We start from the raw sequence: 21,833 nt of genomic DNA, 5'->3' as shown, positions 1-21,833 counted from the left end.
CGAACGAGTCGGCCTGTAAGCCGGATCCTGTCTGCCGTTCCTGCTTTCGCAGGTTCGACGTCGACGACCATCCATCTGGGCACACCGTTGCCGGGTACCTCGAGCAGTCCACCCGCAGGCTCGGGCGAGCAGCCCTCGAGCACCTGCGCAGCTGCACCACTTTCGAGGTGCAGCCTTCGACCTTGCTCCGGGCGGGGTTTACCTAGCCATCCCAGTCACCTGGGATGCTGGTGCGCTCTTACCGCACCGTTTCACCCTGACCTGCAGTTCGATTCCGAAGAACCGATCCGCAGGCGGTCTGTTTTCTGTGGCACTGTCCCGCGAGTCACCTCGGGTTGCCGTTAACAACCGCCCTGCTCTGTGGAGTCCGGACTTTCCTCGGCTCGAAGCGCGACGACACTCGTTCGCCGGTCCTCCGAGCCGCAGCCGTCCGGCCAACTCGTTCGCGGTTGCGTACTCTACTCGTCTCACGTCGACGGCTCGGCGGCTGCCCGGCCACGAAGGACGGTGACGCTCGTGACGGCTGCGGCAGCGGTGACGGCCATGCCGACCCAGGCGGCCGACGTGTACGACCCTTCCGTGGGAAAGGTCGAACCGGCATGCGTTCCGCCGGCCAGAACCAGACCGCCGATCGCACTACCGAACGCGAAACCGACACTGCGCACCACCTGGTTGACGCTCATGGCGCTCGAGGTCTCCCCCGACGGAACCACCGAAAGAACGACGGACGGCATCGCCGCCGAAAAACTCCCGACACCGAAGCCCAGGATCGACATCGCGAGGCAGAGTTCCAGGACGCTGGTTCGGGTTCCGGCGAACAGCGCGAGGGCCCCTAGAACGACGAGTGCGCTGACCGTCAGAGCGTGGGCGGGCCCCACCCGACGTAGTGCGCGGGGCACCAGTTTGCCCGCGAGAAACCCGAACACGGAGAACGGAACCAGGACCAGTCCTGCCGTGAAGACGTCGAGCCCGAAGCCGTATCCGGCACCGGACGGCGTCTGCGCGTATCGCGTCACTATGGTGAGCAGGAGATACATGCCTATGCCGCCCAGGAACATCGCTCCGTTCGCCCCGACCACGGCCCGATGGCGGAGCAACCGGAGATCGACGAGCGGTGCCGAACTTCCGATCTCGATCCGCACCCAGATATATGTTGCGATGGCAGCTGTTGTGGCCATCGCTCCCGCCCACCAGGGATAGCTCGTCCACAGCGCCCTCTCGCTCACGAGAATCAGGACCATCGACAGAACGAGCGCGAGCAGCAGTGCACCGGGGACGTCGATCCGCAGCGAGTGTTTCTGCGCAGCAGCAGGAATGACTCTCAGCGCAACAAGCAGCGCAAGGACGGTGATCACAGCACCGAATCCGTAGGCGGCGCGGATTCCACCGTGCTCGGTCAACAGCCCCGACAACGGGTACCCCACGCCGACGCCCGCCGTCGATGCAACCGACAACAACGCAATGGTCGATCCAGAGCGTCTGTCGGACAGATGATCTCGGGCAACCCCCATCAGCATCGAGGTCAGAGCGAGCCCCACTCCCTGTGCCGCTCGGCCGAGGAGCAACCAGGTGAAGGACAGTGGGAGTGCGGTCAGAACTCCTCCGACCGACACCACGCCGAGTGTCCCGAGAATCGCTGCCCTTCGATGCGGGCCCGATCCGAGACGGCCCAGAATCGGTGTCGTGACGGCACCCGTCAACAGCGCCACCGTCAACGTCCACTGCGCGCTCGACAGCGATACATCGAATGTGGTTGCAACACTGGTGATCAACGGAGCACCGAGGCTGCCGACGGCGGCCACGACCACTCCGACGAACACCAGCGAAGGGACGAGCAGTCGCGAGTCGCGGCACTCGGCGTCGGCGGTCATCGGTTCGTGTCGCTCGTGATGTGGTCGAACAATCCGGCCTGGATGCGAGTGCCCACTCCGTTCGCCCATGGTGCGTCGACGTCGTCGATCTGCAGGGCCGCACCACTGTTGAGCAGCATGCCGAACGCGAGAAATGCTTTCACGGTCACGGCATCGAGCTCGGTGACCTCCGCAACGGTGTTCCACATCCGGCCGAAGCCGGCCCGCACCGCGTCCCGGACCTCGGGATCGCCACATGCAGCGATCCCTTGTAGTTGCAGCAACAGTGAGGTTCGATCCTCGAGCATGGTGTAGTAGCGGTCCCCCATCGACGCCAACGCCCGTTGCCCGGTGTCCGTACCCGCCGCTTCGCGCATTCCGTCCGCCAACCGATCGAAGGACGCGACGACCAATTCGGAGAACAGCGCTTTCTTGGTTCCGAATATCCGAAAGATGTAGGCCTGAGTGATGCCGGCTGTGCGAGCGATCGCCTCGGTCGAACCGCCGTGGAGTCCGGCCGTCGCGAACTCTTCCGCTGCGATCCGCAGGATCTGCTCGCGACGGTCGGGTCCGGTCATCCGTTCCCGCTGCGCCATGCCCAACAAGTTACTGGTTACTAACTACTTACTCAAGGCCTTTGCCGAGCGCTTCACTACAGTTCCTCCCATGAGCGAATGGGTCGTGTTGCTGCGCGGCATCAACGTCGGCGGCATCAACATCAAGATGGCCGATCTCCGCGCGGCTCTGACATCGGCCGGCTTCACCGATGTCCGGACCGTTCTGGCGACCGGAAATGTCCTGCTGCGCTCCCCGCTGACTGCCGCCGGGGTGAAGGCACAGGCGGAGAACACACTGGCCCAGGCGTTCGGCTACCAGGCCTGGGTTGTCGTGCTGGACGTGCCGACACTTCGAGCGATAGTGGAGTCCTACCCGTTCGACGCCGAACGAGAAGGCTGGCATCCTTATGTGGTGTTCGGCAGCGATGATAGCCATTTGACCGAATTGTCTGCTCTTGCAGACGAACTCGACCCCGAGCTCGAAAGGATCACCGAGGGGAACAGCGTGCTCTACTGGGAGGTGCGCAAGGGCAGCACCACCGACAGCACGTTCGGGAAAGCCACGGCGAAAGCCAAGTACAAGGCCACGACGACCACTCGAAATCTGCGGACGCTCGTGAAGATTCTCGCGTGACCGTTCTCGCCGCGGCATTGGTCGCTGCTGTCCTCGTCTTCGCGATCGCGCGCCCTCGTGGTCTGCCCGAGATCGTCGCCGCACTACCGGCTGCGGCGATCGTTCTGCTCGTCGGCCTCGTCAGCGTCGACGCCGCACGAGAGCAAGTTCTCGAACTTGCTCCGACCGTGGTGTTTCTGGCGTTCATCCTGATCCTGGCGCATCTCTCGGACGCGCTCGGCGTGTTCACCTGGATCGCGGCGAAGCTACGACGAGGCGCGAAGGGCAGCTCCCGAAGACTGCTGACCCTCGTGTTCGCGGCAGCGGCGTCGACCACCGCAGTACTGAGCCTCGACGCCACCGTGGTGCTGCTGACGCCGGCCATCATCGGTGCTGCGCGGATCCTGGGGATGTCGCCGCGTCCGCACAGTTACGCCACTGCGCACCTGTCCAATTCGGCCTCGACGTTGCTGCCGGTATCGAACCTGACCAACCTTCTCGCATTCGCCGCGACCGGACTCACCTTCCTGCACTTCACCGCGCTGATGGCATTGCCCTGGATATTCGCGGTGGCCATCGAGCTGGCGGTGTTCCTGATCTTCTTCCGCAAGGATCTGACCCGCACAGCCACACCACCGGAGAACTCGACCCAGCAGAGCGCCGCGGACGTACCCGCACCGAAGACCACTCTCGTCATCCTCGCCGCGACACTCATCGGCTTCGCAGTGGCAGGCCTGTTCGACGTCGAACCGTTCTGGGTGGCGGCGGTGGGGTCGATTGCGCTCGCGATCCCGGCACTTCGAGATCAGCGCACCACGCCTCGCGCCATTCTGCGCGGCGCCGATCTGCCGTTCTGTGGCTTCGTCTTTCTGCTCGGCATCGTCGTTCTCGGCGTCACCACAGGCCCGATCGGCGACTGGCTGACGCGAATCCTGCCGTCCGACACCACCTTCGCGTCGCTCCTCGCGGCCGCTGCCATCGCGGCGGTGGCGTCGAACATCGTCAACAACCTGCCCGCGACGCTGCTGCTGCTGGCGGCGTTCGGAGCCGACGCTCCCCCGGCTCTGTTGTTGGCCATGGTGATCGGGGTGAACCTCGGCCCCAATCTCACCTACGTCGGGTCGCTGGCAATCATGCTGTGGCGACGCGTCGCATCGGCCAACGACGAGCCGGCAGATCTACGCACCTTCACAGTGTTGGGCGTCATTACGACTCCGCTGACCATCGTCAGTGCCGTGGCCGGCCTGTGGCTTGCCCTGCAGGTCTAGGACCGAGAAAACCAGCTACTGGCTCCGATGGGTGCCGGAGTCGCCGATGATCCTGGTGACCCAATGCTCGAGCGGGCATCAGGGGCGGTTCTTTCCAGCGGCGGATGTTTGAGCGTGGCCTAGCTGTCGCTGCCGAAGAACCACCAGGTGAGGGTGATTGCGATGGCGGCCGCGAGTACGAACAGCAGTGCGGCGGTCCAGTGCGGGTTGAAGGTATCGATGTCGTTCAGCGCAAGCGCCATGGGTGCCCCCTTGTCCGTGCGTCGCGGTTTGTCCGCTGTCGGGGCACCCAGTGTGGCACTTCAAGTGAAGGATCTCATGGCTTTCACCTGCTGGCGCGGTCAGCTGGTGACGGAACGAGCGTGCCGGGTTTGACAAAGTCAGTGGTAGACGCCGGGGCCGGGTGTTTCGTTTTTCGCGATGGACGAGCCCTCCGTCTTGGATTTCGCGCACGACGACGATGCCGGGTGCGCCGGGTGAAGCGGTCTCCGATATTTACGATGTCCCCTGTATTGCGGTGCCAACAAGCCGAAGCGCAAGGACGGTTCGGTGAGATCGAGGGCATTGACATCACCCTGACCTTTCTCCGAAACAAACGTAACGCGACAGAACGCCATACCGCATGCACCAAAGAGCCTGGGATGCCGACGATTCGATGAACGATCAGCGCACCGCCGACAACACCCAGGCTCCCGGACGCCGCCAAATGCACCCGAACACGTTCCGCTACCGGATCCACCTTTCCGACGAGATCACCGGAACCGATCTGTCGGATCTTGCTTCTTCATCGCTGCTTCGAACACGGCTCGCGGTAGTCAGTCGCCATGTGTCAGCCCAGGGCGCTCAGCAACACGGCATCGAGTTCCCCGGCCGGCAGCATCGGCAACATGTGGTGACTGCAGCCGGTCAGGACGACGGTGCGTGCGTTCGGGAGAACCTTCCCGACAGTGTCGACAACACGAGAACTGTTGTGCACCTTACTATCACCGGCGAGGACGACGGTAATGTCCGCGGACAGCGTCGCCCATCGATTCCCCTTAGGGCGGCGCGGAACCACCGGTTTCGTCGATGGGAAGTCCGTGCCTCGCTCGGTGAGATCGAGCCAGTCGGCGTCGAGTGCCGCCTTCTGCGTTTCCCACCGGATCAGAGAACGCATTCGTTCGCGAGTCGGTCGCACCAGAAGAGGCACCGCGTGCAGAAGGTACGCCAGGCGCATGCCAGCGAAACACGAAGGGGGATCGAGCAGGACGAGTGTGTCGACGCGCTCCGGCCGGTGCAGCGCGCACTCGAGTGCCACCATCGCCCCGTACCCATGTCCGACCGCCGACGTCCGCACGACCTCGAGTGTCTCGAGAACCTGATCGAGCCAGGACATCAGTTCATCGACTGTGCGTATCGGTTTGCCACCAACCACGCTTCGTCCGGGCTCGCCCATCGGGTCGATTGCGAAGACCCGGTTGCGCCGGGCCAGGGCGGCGACGTTGGCGAACCAAACGGTCGAGGTTGCACCGCCACCGGGCAGTAGTACCACAGGAGGTCCGTCGAGGGGGCCAGAGGCGTTGACTCGGGTTGTGCCGTAGTCGGATTCGACGTCGATGGTGTCGATAGGGAGCGGCCACTTCGCCAGCACGCGGTCGTACGCCGAAAAGAATCCCTCAACTACGGGGCTATCGCTGAACCGACTCACCGAACCTCCTAGTATCTCGATAATCGAGATACTAGATCATCGTGGTATTTTTGGGAAGCACAACCACCGAAGGCTGACACGGTGGACGAAGAGCTGCACGATGCTCCATCTACTGTGCACCGACTACGCGCACTCACCGTTGAACTCGACCTTTTGGGATCGGAGTTCGGTCGCACGAAGGGTCTTCACCCCACGGACGTTCGCGCACTGATCTACCTACTCGGTGCGCCGGGCCTTCGACCCAGGAATTGGCCCGCATTCGGGTTCGCGCGGCCGGTACATTCTTCGTACCGACCGGATTGATAAAGTCACCAATTGCGCTGGCGCTCTTCATCTGCTCAGGTGCCGTGTTCACCGAAGCTGGGATGGCGCCGATGAGCGTCATCGCAATGTGGGCTACTGCAATAGTCGTGTTCGTTGGAGAAGCCAGTCGGCCAGCGGAGAGTGTCGCCGAAAGGCAAGTGTCGCAGTAGCGACAACACCTGCACGCTACCTCCTCCCAGGATCAGGCATCTGGCCATGAACGCGAAGGTTGGGCAACGTCGATTCAATCAACGAATCGCCGGCAACTCACCGGCAGGTCGGGGCTCGTTGATCCGTCCGTAAGCCTCCATCCTGTTGATCTCGAACAAGATCCTGAGGACACCGGCCCAAATCAAAGATGAGCCGAGCAGGTGCAGGACAATCAAAGTCTCGGGTGTTACACCTAGCGCTTGCAGGAGTCCGATTGCACCCTGCGCTAGCAGAAGTACTACGAAGAGGCTCGCAGACCGAGCCAGTTGTGGCGCACCGACATTGCGCACTCGGAGAAACAACACGCCTACTAGGACGGTCACCACGGCAGCCGCGGTACCGTGCACGAGTGTCATCACCGTCCAATCCAGTGGAATCCGATGCACATCTGCTGAATCGCCCGCATGCACACCAGTTCCCGTGACCACGGTGCCAAGCAGCACAAGAGCCGCGGTGGCACCGAGCAGAACTCGGCCAAGGACCTGAAGTCGCATATTGCTGACAGCTGAAGAAGTTGTGTCGGCGCGCTTCTCGACCAAATCATACGTACGCACGGCAGCAGTGAGAAGCAGCATTGCCGCGATGAAGTGGGCCGCCACCATGTATGGGCTCAGCCGTGCCAACACGGTCAGGCCACCGACGATTGCGTTGAGGACTACGATCCAGAACTGCACCCATGCCATACGCAGAACGTCACGACGCAGCGGCCGTTGACATTTCGCTACGACGATGACGACTCCAACCGCTATACACAGAACCCATGTCAGCAGCCGATTTCCAAACTCGATGAGACCGTGAATGCCCATCTCCGGTGTCGGCCCCAGGGATCCGTCGACACAGGATGGCCACGTTGGACATCCTAGCCCTGATCCTGTGACGCGTACGACGGCACCCCCGACAACGATCGCCATTGTGACGACAACAGATCCGATCGCAGCACGGCGCATTGCAGTCGGACCGAACTCGACTTTCGACGCGATCCAACCGAGTGGTGTTTGCATCAGCTGCTCCCCTGTCGCCGTGGCCCACGATGAGCTGCGACCACTTTGGCTATCGTACCGATTGGCCTTGTTCCGACTCCAACCTCTGAGACCGGTGCTACGGGTCGGTACCAATGCCACCGACACGGGTTGACGCGGCAACAACTCGTTGTCGGAGGTGTGCAGTGGGATCAGTCGTATTGCCGCTTGGCCTCGCTAGACCTCCCGACTGAGGCAACGCACTCTGGTTGAGGACCGAATTCTGGGCTTTCTCTGGGTGTGTGTCGTGGGCACGTCCACCCCGCATTTTCCCGATCCCCCGCCGGGAGGAGGCCGCGCTAGGGTCGTGCAAGGGCGGCCCGACAGAGCCAGTCCGTCTTATTCGGTTCGGCTTGTCTGGCTGCCGGTCCACGGAGTTCGGAGATCTCGATGGTTGAACCGGCCAGGGTGGACAAGGCCAAGCAGTGGGGGTTCGACAAGAAAGTCGGTGATCTCGCCAGATTTGCACGCAGTGGCTCGAAGCAGCTGAGTGGGCAGAGCAGCGATTTGAAGGACGCTACGTCGGACACTGTCGAGAAGCCGACGGCGAAGAAGGCTGACCCCTATCAGGAAGCGATAGCCAAGTACAACGGTGCGTTCACGTCAATGAACGACAAAGGCATTTCTCTCCTGCTGCTGCGCGAACGGTCGACAGACCTGATCGAGCTCGTCGAACAGCTGATCAACAGCGTAGTCAACACTCCCAAGTCGTTCGAGACCGACATCGCCAAGATCGACATCGACAAAGCCCAGTTCCTGGGGGCGGAGGAGTTCGCGCGGAAGGATCTCGAAGCCGCCCGACAGTCGGCGGCAGGTGCCACTGCCGGGTTCTCCGCAGGCGCTGCGGTCGCGAGCATGGCACCGACTGCCGCGTTGTGGGTGGCCACCACCTTTGGCACCGCATCGACCGGCACCGCGATCTCCGCACTCTCCGGCGCTGCAGCAAGCAACGCCGCACTCGCATGGCTCGGCGGAGGAGCTGTTGCAGTCGGCGGCGGAGGTACCGCCGCCGGCACTGCCTTGCTCGCCCTCGCCGGCCCCATCGGCTGGACGGTCGCCGGCGCCACATTGCTTGCCTCGATAGCCGTGTTCACCAAGAACAAATTCGACAACCGCGAGGCGAAGCACGCAGCGCTGATCTCGGTGAAGAAGAACACCGCGCAGATCGAAGGCATAGACGCCCAGATCGGTGATCTCCTCGAACGAACCGCGGTCCTCCGGGACAAGCTCCTGCGAAGCTACAGCGCAGCACTCACGTGCTTCGGCGCTGATTTCCTCACATTGCCCGTGCCCCAGCAGTTCCAGCTCGTGGCGCTGGTGAACAACACGAAGGCCTGCGCAGCCCTGCTGACACAGCGCATCGAGGAGGGCACCGATGACGAATGAGGCAGGGAAGCTCGGAAAGAGCAATCAAGAACAGGCTGTCGCCGCCTGGGTGAACTACCTCAACCAGCTCCGGCTGGACAACCTCCTGAGCGCCCTCGACCTGCAGGACAAGAACCTGACGGAGGCGCTTTCCAGCGTCGACGAAGCGATCCGAAAGATCGACCTCGAGGTGGTCACCACCAACCGCGGCGGAGTGAAAGGCATGCACGGCTTCATCGCCGAGGTCGCAGAAGTGGGCATCGGTAACGCTCGACGCCAGATCCACGGCGACAACCCGCACTACCAATGGATTAACAACAACAGCCCCGTCGACCTGATGCGCAGCGGCGTAGCAATTCAGCAGAAATTCGTCGCCGCCGGCGGCAGATTCGGTCTCGGTGCGATCGCCGACCACCTTCAGAAGTATCCCGACTTCGTCGAGAACGGCGGGAAATACCAGATCCCCCGCGATCACTTCGAGGTCATCCAGAAACTGCACGCCATGCCACGCGAGGAAGCAAGCAAACTCCTGACGATCGGCGGCGACGGCCTGTCCCTCAAGGACTGGACGAAAGTCCACGCCTTCTTCGGGGAGGGATCTGTCGGCATCGAATCACTCGAGCCCTCACACCTGAAGTACTCCGAGGTTCAAAAGGGTGCCTACAGCGCGACTCTGCAGTCAGAGGCTGATTCCCTCCACTCGACCGACCAGTCCCTGCGGGACGACGCCTACCAACAAAGCAAGCCGACCCTGCGGCAGGGCGCGAAGGCCACACTTGCGGCCGCCGCCATCGAAGGCGGGACCGCACTCGCGCGGGCCGTGATCGCGAAACGCCGTGCAGGCAAGCAGCTCAAAGACTTCACACGCGACGATTGGACCGACATCGCGGGCGAAGGAGGTCTCGGCACCGCCCAAGGCGGTGTCCGAGGACTCAGCATCTACTGGCTCACGAACTTCTCCGCCACCCCCGCAGCCGTCGCCAGCTCAATCGTCACCGCTGCTTTCGGCGTCGCGGAGCAGGCGAACAAACTCCGTGGCGGTGAGATCGAGGAGGTGACGTTCATCGAGAACTCGGAGCTCGTCTGTCTGGAGACTGCCGTCAGCGCCCTGTCCTCGTTCGTCGGCCAGGCCATTATTCCAGTGCCGGTTCTCGGTGCCGTGATCGGCAATACTGTCGGCGTTGTCATGTACAAGGCTGTGTCGTCTTCGCTCTCCGAGCGTGAGGCGTTGCTGATCGAGCGTTATCTCGGCGAGCAGCGGGTTCTCGATGAGCAACTCGGCTCCGAGTACCAGGAGCTGATCGAGCAGCTCGATGCGAGCATGTCCGACTACCTCGGTGTGCTCGAACGGGCCTTCTCCCCTGACTTGGAGGTCGCTCTCCTCGGATCCATCGAGCTCGCGCTCGAGCTCGGGGTGGCTCCTGACGAGGTCTTGGATTCCGACGAGAAAGTCCTCGCCTACTTTCTCGACTAGCCCGATGCCCCTGAAACGTCAGCAATTCCGTGCCGTCCATTCCTAGAACTGACAGCCATACGTCGACGAGGCAAAAAAGCTGTAGCTCAGTTTCACCGGCAGAGACCGTCGCGTCAGCTCAGCGCAGAGTCGAGATCGATCGTCAGGGGCATCGGGGCCTCGATGACGCACCGCCCTCGACGAACGTGCTCGACGTATCCGTGCGGACTCAGATCCAGCGTTGTGAGCGTGGCAGCATCCGGATCGACAATCCAGTAATGGGGAATCCCCGCGTCGGCGTACTCGCTGCGTTTGGTCACCACATCAGTCCGACGAGACCCAGGCGAGATCACCTCGACGACCAACACGATATCTTCGGCGTGCAGCGCCTCAGGTGAGTCGATTGCGCACACCACCACGTCGGGTACCCGCACCGTCGCCGGCGTCACCGAATCGACGACAACCTCGATTTCCGGTAGCGCTTCGAGCCCATCAGGAAGCTGTTCACCGATCTGAGTGCAGAGCCGAAACAGTGTGCGGGCGTGCGTCTTCGGCGGCCGCGGTGACAAGATCGGCACGCCCTCTTGCATCTCGGCGTGATAGTCGTCCTCACCCAGCGCACGCCACTGCTCGACAGACAGCAGTTTGGGGTGCGCTCTGGCGGCGGTCACTCGTGCAGTCTAACCGCGGTCACTGCCGGCACCACCGACAATGGCCGTGGTGCGGTCCGACGCGATCGGTGCGGGTCTCATTCACGTCGTGCGCGGAGCGTCGAGACCGCCAGGCCCACACCGAACACTGCGGCACCGACCACCGCTCCCATCACCGGCAACAGCACCCCAGCATGCACGGTGTCGAACAACGGCGGACCGCCGTAGATGTCTCGACGCGCAACGCCAGTCGGCCCGAGGTCGTCGAAGGAGGGATCCGCGACCATCCTGACGCGGATCTCGGGAGGTTCGCTCCGAGCCCACCATGCGGTCCCCGCGCCGACGATGCTTCCCGCCACCAGTGGGGCCACCACAAGCGTCAGCCGACCGGTCCCTCGGCCGAGACAGAGCCGTCCGAGAATGACCGAGACGACGCAGCCGATCAGAAGTGCGGCGACTGGAGCGACGAAAGTGATCGGCCACCATGGCGGTCCCGACACATACTGCACGTAGTCGAACACGCGAAAATACCCGGTGTCGCCCGAATCCACAGGCGGTGGGGCATCGGCATCGAGCCAACTCCGCGTCACCCCGTACCGCCACCCGAACGCGACTGCCAGACCGGCAACGGCGGATGCGAACGCCGCCAAGACAATCCAGCGGGCCACCACAGGCTCGCGAATACTGTTCTCGGACATACAGACCGCGCTCTCCTTCGATGCTCCGAAAGGATCAGGCCAGTCGAGTCAAGTGCGAGGTGTCGTTGACCAATCGCACCGAGGCCCCACCGTCGGGGTAGAACTCGGCGATGCTCAGCGAGGCGAGGTCGAGGTGCAGTCGATACAGCAGCGACGGGCCGACATCGAGCGCGAGTTGCAGCAACATCTTGATCGGAGTCACGTGGGTGACCACCAGAACAGTTTTGCCGGCGTATTCGCTCAGCAACCGGTCCAGGGTTGCTTCGATGCGCGTGCGCACCGCGTCGAAGCTCTCTCCGTTCGGCGGTGCTACGGACGTCTTGCCGAGCCAGTCCTGATGCTGCTCCGGGTATCGCTCTTTCGCCTCGCCGAACGTCAAGCCCTCCCAGTCGCCGAAGTCGGTTTCGATGAGGCCGTCGACGGTGGTGACAGGCAATCCGAGGCGGCCGGCTGTCGCTGCGGCAGTCTGTTGTGCGCGCGCGAGCGGCGAGGCCACAATGGCGTCGATGTCGGTGCGTGAACCCAGAACCGTTGCGGCAGAATCAGCTTGATGTCGGCCGAGTTCGGTCAGATCCGGGTTGCCGCGGCCCGAGTATCGACGGTCGACCGACATAGGGGTCTGGCCGTGTCGCAGCAACAACAGGCGCGTCGGCTCCCCCATCGCACCGGTCCACCCCGGCGACGCGGGCTTCGTTGCGACCGACTCGGCGTCGGGCCGAGCCGATAGGTCCTTTCCCTCGGCCGCTGCGTCCATCGCCTCGTTGGCCAGCGCGTCGGCGTGTGAATTCTGCGAGCGCGGAATCCATTCGTAGGTGACGGAGTCGAAGCCGCGGGCCAGTTCGGCGGCTTTGCGCTGAAGCGGAATCATGTCCGGGTGCTTCACTTTCCAGCGCCCGGACATCTGTTCGACGACGAGTTTGGAGTCCATGCGGACGGCAACCTCACGAGCCCCGACATCGCGGGCCGCACTCAAAGCAGCGATCAGGCCGTTGTACTCGGCGACGTTGTTGGTGGCGACGCCCAGCGATGCCCGACGCTCAGCGAGAACCTGCGAGCGATCGGCGCTGAACACCACTGCGCCGTACCCGGCCGGGCCGGGGTTCCCACGCGATCCACCGTCGGCCTCGGCGACGACCCTCGATACCTGACTCAAATTCCGGATTCCTTGGTGCGCACCAGGATTGCGTTACACTCGGAACAGCGAATCAAAGCGTCCGCGGGCTTGTTGGCGATGCTTGCGATCTCGTTGCGATCGAGTTCGATGCGGCACGCTCCGCATCGGCGAGCCTGCAGCAGTGCCGCACCGCGGCCGGTGAGCGCTCGCTGCTTCTCGTAGAGCGCAAGAAGGTCCGCGGGCAATCCCGAGACCAACGACTCGCGGCGCGCGGCGCCGCGCTTCTCGGCGACATCGAGGTCGGCGACGGCGTCGTCGCGGCGACGGCCGGCGTCGACCAATTCGTCTTCGATCTGGGTAAGCTGCGCGCCGGCGTGCTCGTAGTCTCGCTCGCTGGCCTCACGCTGCTCCATGACCTCGAGCAGTTCCTCTTCGAGGATGCCCTGGCGACGTTCGAGGCTGCCAAGTTCGTGCTGCAGTTCGGTCATCTGCTTCGGCGCGATGGTGCCGCTCTCGAGCATCTTCTTGTCGCGAGCCTCCCGCTTCCGAACCGCGTCGACCTCACCCTCGAGCTTGCGGATATCCCGATCGAGGTCGTCCATCGAGATCTGCACCGTCACCGCTGCGTCCTTGCGGGTGGTGCGCTCGGTCTCGAGCTTGTCCACCTCCTGCTGCTCGGGGAGGCTTTTGCGGCGGTGGGCGATCTGCGAGAGTTCGGTATCCACACCGGCCAACTCGAGCAGCGAGGCCTGGACTTTGGGATCGACGTTCACGCTTGATGACTCCTGCGACTATGGAAGTTGGTTCCGATCACCCTACCGGCTGCAGAACGGCGAGAGCGCCGGATACAAGCCATCAGGGTCGATTCTGCAGGCTCCACTCCTGCCCATCAGGGTCGTTTCTGCAGGCTCCACTCCGGCCCAGCAGCCGGTTACAGCGTCCACGGGTCGGTACGGACCTCGGTGACCCGGCTACTCCACCCGTCGGTGTCGCCGAATGCGGCGTCGACGATTCCTCGCGCCTGTTCGCACCACGGGAACTCCGAGGCCCAGTGCGCGGTGTCGATCACCGCGGGGCCGCCTGCGCGCAGGTGCTCGTCGACGGGGTGGTGCCGAAGGTCCGAAGTGACGTACACATCGGCGTCGGTGCGCGCCACCGTGGAAAGAAACGAGTCACCCGCTCCCCCACACATCGCAACCACCGAGACCGTGGCCTCGGGGTTTCCTGCAGCGCGCACTCCCCACGTAGTAGTGGGCAACGCCTCGCGGACGACCTCGGTGAATTCGGCCAACGTCATCGGATTCGGCAGCATTCCGATGCGGCCCAGGCCGGTGCACGACGGTAGGGCCGCGGATTCGAAGACGTCGAACGCGGGCTCCTCGTAGGGGTGTGCCCGACGCATCGCCGAAAGCATTTCTGCACGTTGCCCTTTGGGGGCAACGACTTCGATGCGATCCTCCGCCTCGGTGTGTACCTCGCCCAGAACACCGAGCGTCGGGTTCGCGTTCGGGCCCGGACGGAATTGGCCGAGACCCGCACTCTGCCAGCTCGCTTCGCTGTAGTCACCGATCTGTCCGGCTCCGGCGTCGAACAGGGCCCGCCGCACCGCGGCCGAGTCGGAGGTCGGCACGAAGACCACCCACTTGTCATGTGCGGGAGCAGGAATGGGATCGAGTGGCCGGGTGTCGATCACCCCGAGCGCGAACGCAAGTGCGTCGGAGACCCCGGGATCTGCGGAGTCGGCGTTGGTGTGGGCGGTGAACAGCGCGCAGTCGGCCTTGATCATGCGGTGGATCACCGATCCCTTCGCGGTGTCGGCCGCGACGGTGTCCACGCCTTTGAGCAGCAAGGGATGGTGGGCGACGATGAGATCGGCACCCCAGGCGATGGCGTCGTCGACCACTGCATCGGTGACGTCGACGGTGTACACGACCTGCTGCACAACAGCTTCGGGATCTCCGCACACCAGGCCCACCGAGTCCCAGCTCTCCGCCAGACGGGGTGGGTACGCGTCGTCGAGTACCTCGATGACGTCTGCCAGTGTCACTGCCATGTTCGCTGCTCTCCTCACAGAACGGTGTTCAACGCGTCCACCAGTATGTCGACCTGCTGCGAGTCCCGTACTGCGACGCGCAGGTAGTGACGGTCGAGTCCCGGAAACGTGTCTGCGCGCCGCACCGCGATACCCATGGTGCGCAGGCGTTCTCGAACCAAATCGGCATCCTGGACGCGCACCAACAGAAACGGCCCCCGGGCCGGGCCTGCGACAAAGAGGCCAAGAGCCTCGAGTCGCGGGATCATCGCGATGCGTTCACAGTGGATGCGCTCGGACTCGGCGCGTGCCTGATCGACGGCGAACGGTTCGGTGCAGGCGCGGATCGCTTCGAGTTGCAGACTCCCCAGGGGCCAGTGCGCGCGGCCGTACTGCAGCCTCGCGAGGAAGTCGGGGTGCCCCAATGCGTATCCGCATCGCAACCCCGCCAGCGCCCACGTCTTCGTCAGGCTCCGCAGAACCAGAACGTCGTCCAGGCTCTGTGACGCGACGGATTCCCCCGCCCCGAGCACGGCGTCGGCGAAGGCCTCGTCGATCACCAGTGTGCGGCCGGGTCGACGAAGTCTCAGGACCGTCTCGCGTGGGTGCAGAACCGATGTGGGGTTGGTCGGGTTGCCGAGGATCACCATGTCGGCGGCATCGGGCACGAGCGTCGGATCGAGTTCGAAGGGCGGCGGCAGGATCACTCGGTGCACCGGGATGCCCGCCTGCTCCAGCACCCAGTCGGGCTCGGTGAACGACGGGTGGATCGTCGCAACGAGCTGGGGCCCCAGCCGGGGCAGCATCGCGAAACCCTCGGCCCCGCCGCTGAGCAGCAACACCTCGTCCGGTGAACGGCCGTGGTGTGCGGCAACCTGCTCGCGCGCGGCCTTCTCCGCAGCCAGAGAAGGATACGAACCCAACGAACTCAGTGCCGCGGCCAGCCGATCGCGAAGCCATGCCGGCGGTCCGTCACCGCGCACGTTGACTGCGAAGTCGACGAATCCGGAATCGACCTCGACGTCCCCGTGGTGACGGAGTAGCGCATCGGGATCGGCAGCTGTGTCGGACATCGCGACGAGCGTAGCCGCGCCGTCGTCGAACAGCCCGCACCGATACGCTTCGACCATGTCTGTCGATGCTCCCGCGTCCGTTGTCCTGTTCGATCTCGATGGGACGTTGACCGATTCCGCACCGGGAATTCACGCTGGTTTTCGTCATGCATTGGCGTCGGTGGACGCCCCCGAGCCGACCGAGGAACAGCTCTCGATGGTCGTCGGACCACCCCTGATCGACACGTTGCGCGGCCTCGGCCTGGACGAGGATGCGGCGCAACGTGCGCTGGCGGCGTACTTCGAGCGCTACGACGAGCGGGGCTGGGCCGAGAACACCGCGTTCGACGGTATCGAGTCGGTGTTGACGCGATTGCAGGATCGCGGCGTCCGCCTCGGTGTGGCGACGTCCAAATCGGAGCGATTCGCCGTTCGGATTCTGGACCACTTCGGCCTCTCGCGGTACTTCGAGTTCATCGGCGGTGCCAGCAACGACGGTGCCCGGCGCGCGAAGTCCGATGTGATCGCGCATTCGCTGACCAACCTCGGCATCGACCCGGTGGAGTCCGTGGACGGCGGCACGGCCGGGGTAATCATGATCGGTGATCGTGACCACGACGTGCACGGTGCCGCTCGATTCGGCATTCCCACGGTGTACGTGGAGTGGGGCTACGGCGTCGACGGCGAGAGCGACGACGCCGCGTTCACCGCGTCGAGCATGGACGAACTGGCCACCGTGCTCGAGCAGAACACGGCGGCCGTGCTGTGAACGAGCCACTGCATGTGACGTTCGTGTGCACCGGCAACATCTGCCGATCGCCGATGGCCGAGAAGGTCTTCGCGGGGCATCTGCGCGACGCCGGTCTGGACGACGCGGTGTGTGTCTCGAGCGCCGGGACCGGCGGTTGGCACGTGGGCGACGGCGCAGATCCACGAACCGTCGCCGAGCTCGATGCCAACGGATACGACAGCGAGCACGCGGCAGCGCAGGTCGGACCGGATCATCTGGCAGCAGATCTGATCGTCGCGCTCGATACCGGCCATGCGCGCGCCCTACTGCAGCTCGGCGCTCCGGCAGATCGTGTCGCACTGCTGCGGTCGTTCGATCCCGATGCCGACGACTCGTCGGTGGCCGATCCGTACTACTCGTCCGATTCGGCGTTCACAGAGGTGCGCGAGCAGATCGAAAGTGCCGTTCCCGGCATGCTGGACTGGGCACGGTCTCGACTCTCTCGCTGACCCGGCTACCGTGGTGGAGTGCGAAAGTTAGCGTTCTTGCTGCGACCCAAATGGTTGGTGCTGGCTGCGGTAGTGCTGGCCTTTGCGTTCCTGTGCTTCAGCGTGCTCGCTCCGTGGCAGCTGGGGAAGAACACCTCGACGTCCGAGCGCAACGATCTGATCACCCGATCCGTCGACGCGGATCCGGTGCCGATCTCCGATGTTCTCACCGCAAACGGGTTTCCGGCCGAGGACGAGTGGCGTCGGGTCATCGCACCCGGGTCCTATGTCGCAGATTCCGACGTCCTGGTGCGGCTGCGCAGCATCCGTGATCAGCCCGCATACGAGGTCATCACCCCGTTCGTGATCGATGGCGGGCCCACCGTGCTCGTCAATCGCGGGTACGTGTTGCCGGTGGAGGGAACCAGAGCGCCCGAGTTCGAGGCGGCACCCGCCGGTGAAGTGACGCTGAACGCACGGCTACGCCAAGCCGAGGGCACCTCGCGCGAGCCCGTCGAGGACGACGGTCGGCTGCAGGTCTACAACATCAATCCGGAACAGATCGGCGCAGCGGTCGGAGTCGACGCCATCGACGGATACCTACAGCTCGACGACGAACAGCCGGGCGGTCTCGGCTTGATCGAACTGCCGCAGACCGACGCAGGCCCCTATCTGTCCTACGGTCTGCAGTGGCTGGCGTTCGGCATCATGGCACCGCTGGGCCTGGCGTATTTCGCTCGGGCGGAGATACGGGAACGCCGTAACTCGCGTGCCGAACTCGCCGACGCGACGGCCGGCGAGCCGGACGCCGAACCCGAGGCCGCTCACGACGAGGAAGAAGAATTCACCCTGCCCACACGCCGCGAGAAGCGAGCCAGGGCGCGTGCGGCGTCACGCTCGACGACGCCGTCGGATCCCCGCTTGGCCGATCGCTACGGCAAGAATCGCTGACGCGAGAGCAGACAGTTCCTGTACTCGGCTCGACAGTACGACCGATCGATGAAGGTCGCGTGCAGTCGGCGAGTGGCCGTCACCGAGTGTCGGCCTGATCTCGACGCCGTGTCGGTACTGCGTTCTGCCGCCGAGCTGCAGCCCCAGTGCCCCGGCAGCCGACGCCTCCGCAACACCTGCGTTGGGGCTGGGGTGCTGCGCGGCGTCGCGTCGCCACATCTTCAGCGCTCGGGCGGGCGAACCCTGCACCGAGGGAGCCGCGACGACCGTCGCCACGCCGGTGACGCGAGCCGGCAGCAGGTTCAGAACGTCGTCGATTCGTGCTGCGGCCCAACCGAAGCGCAGATATTTCGGAGACCGGTAGCCGACCATCGCGTCGAGCGTGTTGCTCGCTCGGTAGGCCAGAATTCCCGGCACCCCGGCCAGTGCTCCCCACACCAGCACTCCGACAGTTGCGTCGGAGGTGTTCTCCGCGATGGACTCCAGTGCGGCGCGCGCGAGGCCGTCGGAGTCGAGTGGTTCCGGATCTCGACCGCACAGTGACGGCAGCAGTGCGCGTGCGCTCTCGAGGTCGTCGTTGTCGAGGTGGTCCGCCATCTGCCGGCCCACCTTCGCCAGGGACGTGCCTCCGAGCGTCGCCCAGGTAGCAGCCGCGACCAGAGCAACCTCAGTGGGTGCACCTGCACGACCGGCCACGCGACTCGACCCGACGCCGAGTGCGGTCACCGAGCCGATCAACGCGACTGCGTGGACGACGCCAAGAGCCCGGCTGTCGCGATAGAGGACGTGTTCGACGCGCAGTGCTGTGGTGCCGAATCCTGCAACCGGGTGCCAGCGTTGTGGGTCTGCGAACACTCGATCGAGGCCGTAGCCGACCAGTAAGCCGATCGCTCGGGGGTGTGTCCACATCCCACGAATCTTGCCAACTGCGCACCCGGCGCAGGAATTCGGTATGCCGGACTCAGCGCTGGCGGTACGCGCCCGCCAGCTGGCGACCGCTGAAATTCATGTCGTTTCCGTCGTTGAGCAGTGCAATTGCCATTCCTACGAAGCCGACCGTTGCCATTACGAACAGTGTCATGATTCCCCCAGAATCTCGTGTGGATCCGCCAATGCGGACTTGTCTGTAACAGATTGTTACCCCTATGTTCGCCGATTCCCACTTCTTTGAGGTCGGCGTCACGTGTGTCCGTCATCACGAGACGGCCGTCTCATCGGAACGTCCAAATGCCAACGGCCACCGACACTCTCGGACTGTGCGCATCTACTGTGGTTTCTGTTGCACAGCAAAGAGATGCTGTTCGTCGGTCACGACCGATCTGAGGAATTCGTCGACCACCTTCACCCTCGCCAGACCGGTCAGCTCTCGCGGCACCACGGTCCAGTAGGTTCGCTCCACCGAGACGACTCCGGGCAGCACCGACGTCAGAGCGTCGTCCGGTTCGCCGATGTAACTGGGCAAGGGCGCGATTCCCACACCGGACCTCGCGGCGATCCACTGACCGGTGATGTTGTTGGTCTGTATCCGTGCACGCCCGTCGGGAAGGATGGCGTCCAGTATTCGCAGTGGCGCAACGTCGAGCAGAGCGTCGACATACGAAATGAGAGTGTGTTCTCGCAAATCCTCGACGGTGTCGACAGGGGGCGTCGCAGCGAGATACGGTGCGGCAGCGTAGAGCCCGAGGGAGTACGTCGCCAGCCTGCGAGTCACCACGAATCTCGGCGATGGCCGTTCCAACGTGATCGCGATATCGAACTCCCTGGTGGCCAAAGAATTGTGCTCCGTGGCGGTGACCAACTCGATGTCGAGATCGGGGTGCTTGTCCCTGAGCAGCCCCAGTTTGGGCGTCAGGACGAATGCCCCGAACCCGTCCGGAGCCGCGATACGCACGGTCCCTCGCAACGATCCGGTGTCGGAGGTCTGATCCTCGAACGCGGCGATGAGTGTCGATTCGACGGTCTCCGCGTATCCGACGAGGCGTCGACCCGCCTCGGTGAGTCGCCAGCCCGACGGTGTCCTGTCGAACAGGCGCTGCCCGGCCGATTTCTCGAGCGCCGTGATGCGCCGACCGACGGTGGTGTGGTCCACCCCGAGAGTGTGCGAGGCGTCGGTCAAGCGCCCGGTCCGCGACACTTCGAGGAAGTAGCGGAGATTGTCTGCGTTGAACACCCACCGAGACTAGCGCCGGTGTGCATTTCTGCACAGTGATCTGCGGCTTTGGCCTTTGACATGTGCATCCGTACAAGTGAGACTCGGAACACACCGATGGAAGGATCGAACGTTGACCGACGTCATCACGCACTGGCTCGATGGAATGACATATTCCGGCACCTCCGACCGGACCGCCCCCGTCACCAACCCCGCTACCGGTGAGGTCACCGGCACGCTCACCCTGGCCGACACCGGCGACGCCCGCGCGGTCATCGACGCGGCTGCAGCTGCGTTCCCGGCGTGGCGCGACACCTCCCTCGCCAAGCGAACCTCCATCCTGTTCTCGTTCCGAGAACTGTTGAACGCCAAAAAGAACGAGCTCGCCGAGATCATCACCGCCGAACACGGGAAGGTCCTCTCCGACGCACTCGGTGAGATCTCCCGCGGCCAAGAAGTCGTCGAATTCGCCTGCGGCATGGCCCATCTACTCAAGGGCGGATACACCGAGAACGCCTCCACCGGCGTCGACGTCTACTCCATCCGTCAACCGCTCGGACCGGTCGGCATCATCTCCCCCTTCAACTTCCCCGCCATGGTCCCGATGTGGTTCTTCCCCATCGCCATCGCCGCCGGCAACACCGTCGTCCTCAAACCCTCCGAGAAAGACCCGAGCGCCAGCATCTGGCTCGCCCAGCTCTGGGCCGAGGCAGGCCTGCCCGACGGCGTCTTCAACGTCCTTCAAGGCGACAAGGTGGCCGTCGACGAACTCCTCGAGAACAAGAAGATCAAATCGATCTCCTTCGTCGGCTCCACCCCCATCGCCCAGTACGTCTACTCCACCGGCACAGCCCACGGAAAGCGCGTCCAAGCCCTCGGCGGCGCCAAGAACCATGCCGTCGTCCTCCCCGACGCAGATCTCGACCTCGCCGCCGACGCCATGGTCAACGCGGGCTTCGGCTCCGCAGGCGAACGGTGCATGGCGATCTCTGCCCTCGTGGCCGTGGGAAACATCGCCGACGAACTCGTCGCCAAGATCGCCGAACGCACCACGCCGTTGGTCACCGGCGACGGAACCCGAGGTGCAGACATGGGTCCACTCGTCACCAAGGCACACCGTGACAAGGTCGCCTCCTACGTCGACGCAGGCGAAGCGGCCGGGGCCACCCTCGTCGTCGACGGTCGCACCGTCCAGCCCGACGGTGGCACCGACGGATTCTGGCTCGGCCCCACCCTCATCGACCACGTCACTCCCGACATGAGCATCTACACCGACGAGATCTTCGGACCCGTACTCTCGGTCGTCCGTCTCGACACCTACGACGAGGCGCTGCAGCTGATCAACGAGAATCCCTACGGCAACGGCACCGCCATCTTCACCAACGACGGCGGGGCTGCACGCCGCTTCCAGAACGAGGTCGAGGTCGGCATGGTCGGCATCAACGTACCCATCCCGGTTCCCATGTCGTACTACAGCTTCGGCGGCTGGAAGAACTCCCTCTTCGGCGACAGCCACGCCCACGGCACCGAGGGTGTCCACTTCTTCACCCGTGGCAAAGCCGTCACCAGTCGCTGGCTCGATCCCAGCCACGGCGGCATCAACCTCGGCTTCCCTGAAAACAGCTGAGCCCCGAAAACAGCTAG

General features: G+C 64.0%; 21 protein-coding genes, 1 other RNA gene and 1 pseudogene. 9 read left to right on the top strand and 14 right to left on the bottom strand.

Features of this window, described 5'->3' with window-relative positions; all coding sequences use genetic code 11:
• The 3 genes from rnpB to AYK61_RS01675 all read right to left on the bottom strand — a co-directional run bounded on the left by rnpB (position 1) and on the right by AYK61_RS01675 (position 2,446).
• Positions 1 to 442, bottom strand: an RNA gene (gene rnpB / locus AYK61_RS01685) — RNase P RNA component class A.
• 25 nt (positions 443 to 467) lie between these two features.
• Positions 468 to 1,871: an MFS transporter gene (locus AYK61_RS01680; RefSeq protein ID WP_121869566.1), complete on the bottom strand. Its 1,404-nt coding sequence runs from the start codon at positions 1,869 to 1,871 to the stop codon at positions 468 to 470.
• Positions 1,868 to 2,446: a TetR/AcrR family transcriptional regulator gene (locus AYK61_RS01675; protein WP_259467893.1), complete on the bottom strand. Its 579-nt coding sequence runs from the start codon at positions 2,444 to 2,446 to the stop codon at positions 1,868 to 1,870. The genes AYK61_RS01680 and AYK61_RS01675 overlap by 4 nt, the downstream gene beginning before the upstream one ends.
• 70 nt (positions 2,447 to 2,516) lie before the next feature.
• Here AYK61_RS01675 and AYK61_RS01670 point away from each other — a divergent pair, with 70 nt between their 5' ends.
• Positions 2,517 to 3,041 carry a DUF1697 domain-containing protein gene (locus AYK61_RS01670; RefSeq protein ID WP_121869565.1) on the top strand — a complete coding sequence of 175 codons (525 nt, stop codon included), beginning with the start codon at positions 2,517 to 2,519 and terminating at the stop codon, positions 3,039 to 3,041.
• Entirely contained in the window at positions 3,038 to 4,288 is a 1,251-nt protein-coding gene (locus AYK61_RS01665; protein ID WP_121869564.1) for an SLC13 family permease, read from the top strand. Before AYK61_RS01670 ends, AYK61_RS01665 begins: the two co-directional genes overlap by 4 nt.
• A gap of 119 nt (positions 4,289 to 4,407) precedes the next feature.
• Here AYK61_RS01665 and AYK61_RS27720 read toward each other — a convergent pair whose 3' ends face one another.
• Positions 4,408 to 4,530: a hypothetical protein gene (locus AYK61_RS27720; RefSeq protein ID WP_259467892.1), complete on the bottom strand. Its 123-nt coding sequence runs from the start codon at positions 4,528 to 4,530 to the stop codon at positions 4,408 to 4,410.
• A gap of 587 nt (positions 4,531 to 5,117) precedes the next feature.
• Positions 5,118 to 5,975 carry an alpha/beta fold hydrolase gene (locus AYK61_RS01660; protein WP_259467891.1) on the bottom strand — a complete coding sequence of 286 codons (858 nt, stop codon included), beginning with the start codon at positions 5,973 to 5,975 and terminating at the stop codon, positions 5,118 to 5,120.
• 93 nt (positions 5,976 to 6,068) lie between these two features.
• Between AYK61_RS01660 and AYK61_RS27715 the strand changes: the two are divergent.
• Positions 6,069 to 6,203: pseudogene (locus AYK61_RS27715) on the top strand (MarR family transcriptional regulator); the annotation flags it as partial.
• 323 nt (positions 6,204 to 6,526) lie between these two features.
• Here AYK61_RS27715 and AYK61_RS27175 read toward each other — a convergent pair.
• Positions 6,527 to 7,435: a heme A synthase gene (locus AYK61_RS27175; RefSeq protein WP_374700664.1), complete on the bottom strand. Its 909-nt coding sequence runs from the start codon at positions 7,433 to 7,435 to the stop codon at positions 6,527 to 6,529.
• A gap of 462 nt (positions 7,436 to 7,897) precedes the next feature.
• On the opposite strand from AYK61_RS27175, the gene AYK61_RS01645 reads away from it, so the two are divergent.
• Both AYK61_RS01645 and AYK61_RS01640 read left to right on the top strand, forming a co-directional pair.
• A complete protein-coding gene (locus AYK61_RS01645) occupies positions 7,898 to 8,893 on the top strand; it encodes a hypothetical protein (protein ID WP_121869562.1) in 996 nt (331 codons plus the stop codon).
• Entirely contained in the window at positions 8,883 to 10,346 is a 1,464-nt protein-coding gene (locus tag AYK61_RS01640) for a hypothetical protein (protein ID WP_121869561.1), read from the top strand. The genes AYK61_RS01645 and AYK61_RS01640 overlap by 11 nt, the downstream gene beginning before the upstream one ends.
• A 113-nt stretch (positions 10,347 to 10,459) precedes the next feature.
• Here AYK61_RS01640 and AYK61_RS01635 read toward each other — a convergent pair whose 3' ends face one another.
• The 6 genes from AYK61_RS01635 to cobC all read right to left on the bottom strand — a co-directional run bounded on the left by AYK61_RS01635 (position 10,460) and on the right by cobC (position 15,892).
• A complete protein-coding gene (locus tag AYK61_RS01635; protein WP_121869560.1) occupies positions 10,460 to 10,996 on the bottom strand; it encodes a Uma2 family endonuclease in 537 nt (178 codons plus the stop codon).
• 77 nt (positions 10,997 to 11,073) lie between these two features.
• Positions 11,074 to 11,673: a hypothetical protein gene (locus tag AYK61_RS01630; RefSeq protein ID WP_121869559.1), complete on the bottom strand. Its 600-nt coding sequence runs from the start codon at positions 11,671 to 11,673 to the stop codon at positions 11,074 to 11,076.
• Between the two features lie 34 nt (positions 11,674 to 11,707).
• Positions 11,708 to 12,826: a bifunctional RNase H/acid phosphatase gene (locus AYK61_RS01625; protein WP_121869558.1), complete on the bottom strand. Its 1,119-nt coding sequence runs from the start codon at positions 12,824 to 12,826 to the stop codon at positions 11,708 to 11,710.
• A complete protein-coding gene (locus AYK61_RS01620) occupies positions 12,823 to 13,560 on the bottom strand; it encodes a zinc ribbon domain-containing protein (RefSeq protein ID WP_121869557.1) in 738 nt (245 codons plus the stop codon). Before AYK61_RS01620 ends, AYK61_RS01625 begins: the two co-directional genes overlap by 4 nt.
• A gap of 158 nt (positions 13,561 to 13,718) precedes the next feature.
• A complete protein-coding gene (locus AYK61_RS01615; protein ID WP_121872338.1) occupies positions 13,719 to 14,840 on the bottom strand; it encodes a Nif3-like dinuclear metal center hexameric protein in 1,122 nt (373 codons plus the stop codon).
• Positions 14,841 to 14,854: 14 nt separating this feature from the next.
• Positions 14,855 to 15,892: an Rv2231c family pyridoxal phosphate-dependent protein CobC gene (cobC, locus tag AYK61_RS01610; protein WP_121872337.1), complete on the bottom strand. Its 1,038-nt coding sequence runs from the start codon at positions 15,890 to 15,892 to the stop codon at positions 14,855 to 14,857.
• A 55-nt stretch (positions 15,893 to 15,947) separates the two neighbouring features.
• On the opposite strand from cobC, the gene AYK61_RS01605 reads away from it, so the two are divergent.
• From AYK61_RS01605 to AYK61_RS01595, 3 genes are read left to right on the top strand one after another with little or no spacing between them, the layout of a single operon-like run.
• Positions 15,948 to 16,640: an HAD-IA family hydrolase gene (locus tag AYK61_RS01605; protein ID WP_121869556.1), complete on the top strand. Its 693-nt coding sequence runs from the start codon at positions 15,948 to 15,950 to the stop codon at positions 16,638 to 16,640.
• Positions 16,637 to 17,110 (top strand): low molecular weight protein-tyrosine-phosphatase, encoded by a 474-nt coding sequence (locus tag AYK61_RS01600; protein ID WP_183130127.1) that lies wholly within the window; start codon positions 16,637 to 16,639, stop codon positions 17,108 to 17,110. Before AYK61_RS01605 ends, AYK61_RS01600 begins: the two co-directional genes overlap by 4 nt.
• Before the next feature lie 18 nt (positions 17,111 to 17,128).
• Positions 17,129 to 18,040 (top strand): SURF1 family protein, encoded by a 912-nt coding sequence (locus AYK61_RS01595; protein WP_121869555.1) that lies wholly within the window; start codon positions 17,129 to 17,131, stop codon positions 18,038 to 18,040.
• Here the strand turns inward: AYK61_RS01595 and AYK61_RS01590 are convergent.
• A complete protein-coding gene (locus AYK61_RS01590; RefSeq protein WP_121869554.1) occupies positions 17,981 to 18,949 on the bottom strand; it encodes a cobalamin biosynthesis protein in 969 nt (322 codons plus the stop codon). The two genes, AYK61_RS01595 and AYK61_RS01590, sit on opposite strands and share 60 nt — an antisense overlap.
• 355 nt (positions 18,950 to 19,304) lie before the next feature.
• Positions 19,305 to 20,210 carry a LysR family transcriptional regulator gene (locus AYK61_RS01585; RefSeq protein ID WP_121869553.1) on the bottom strand — a complete coding sequence of 302 codons (906 nt, stop codon included), beginning with the start codon at positions 20,208 to 20,210 and terminating at the stop codon, positions 19,305 to 19,307.
• Positions 20,211 to 20,322: 112 nt separating this feature from the next.
• Here AYK61_RS01585 and AYK61_RS01580 point away from each other — a divergent pair, with 112 nt between their 5' ends.
• Positions 20,323 to 21,816 carry a CoA-acylating methylmalonate-semialdehyde dehydrogenase gene (locus tag AYK61_RS01580; protein ID WP_121869552.1) on the top strand — a complete coding sequence of 498 codons (1,494 nt, stop codon included), beginning with the start codon at positions 20,323 to 20,325 and terminating at the stop codon, positions 21,814 to 21,816.
• Positions 21,817 to 21,833 lie beyond the last annotated feature (17 nt).

This window comes from Rhodococcus sp. SBT000017, assembly GCF_003688915.1.
Taxonomy (GTDB): domain Bacteria; phylum Actinomycetota; class Actinomycetes; order Mycobacteriales; family Mycobacteriaceae; genus Rhodococcoides.
The sequence above is the reverse complement of the archived record's forward strand: the minus strand, read 5'-3'. Positions and strand labels throughout refer to the sequence as shown.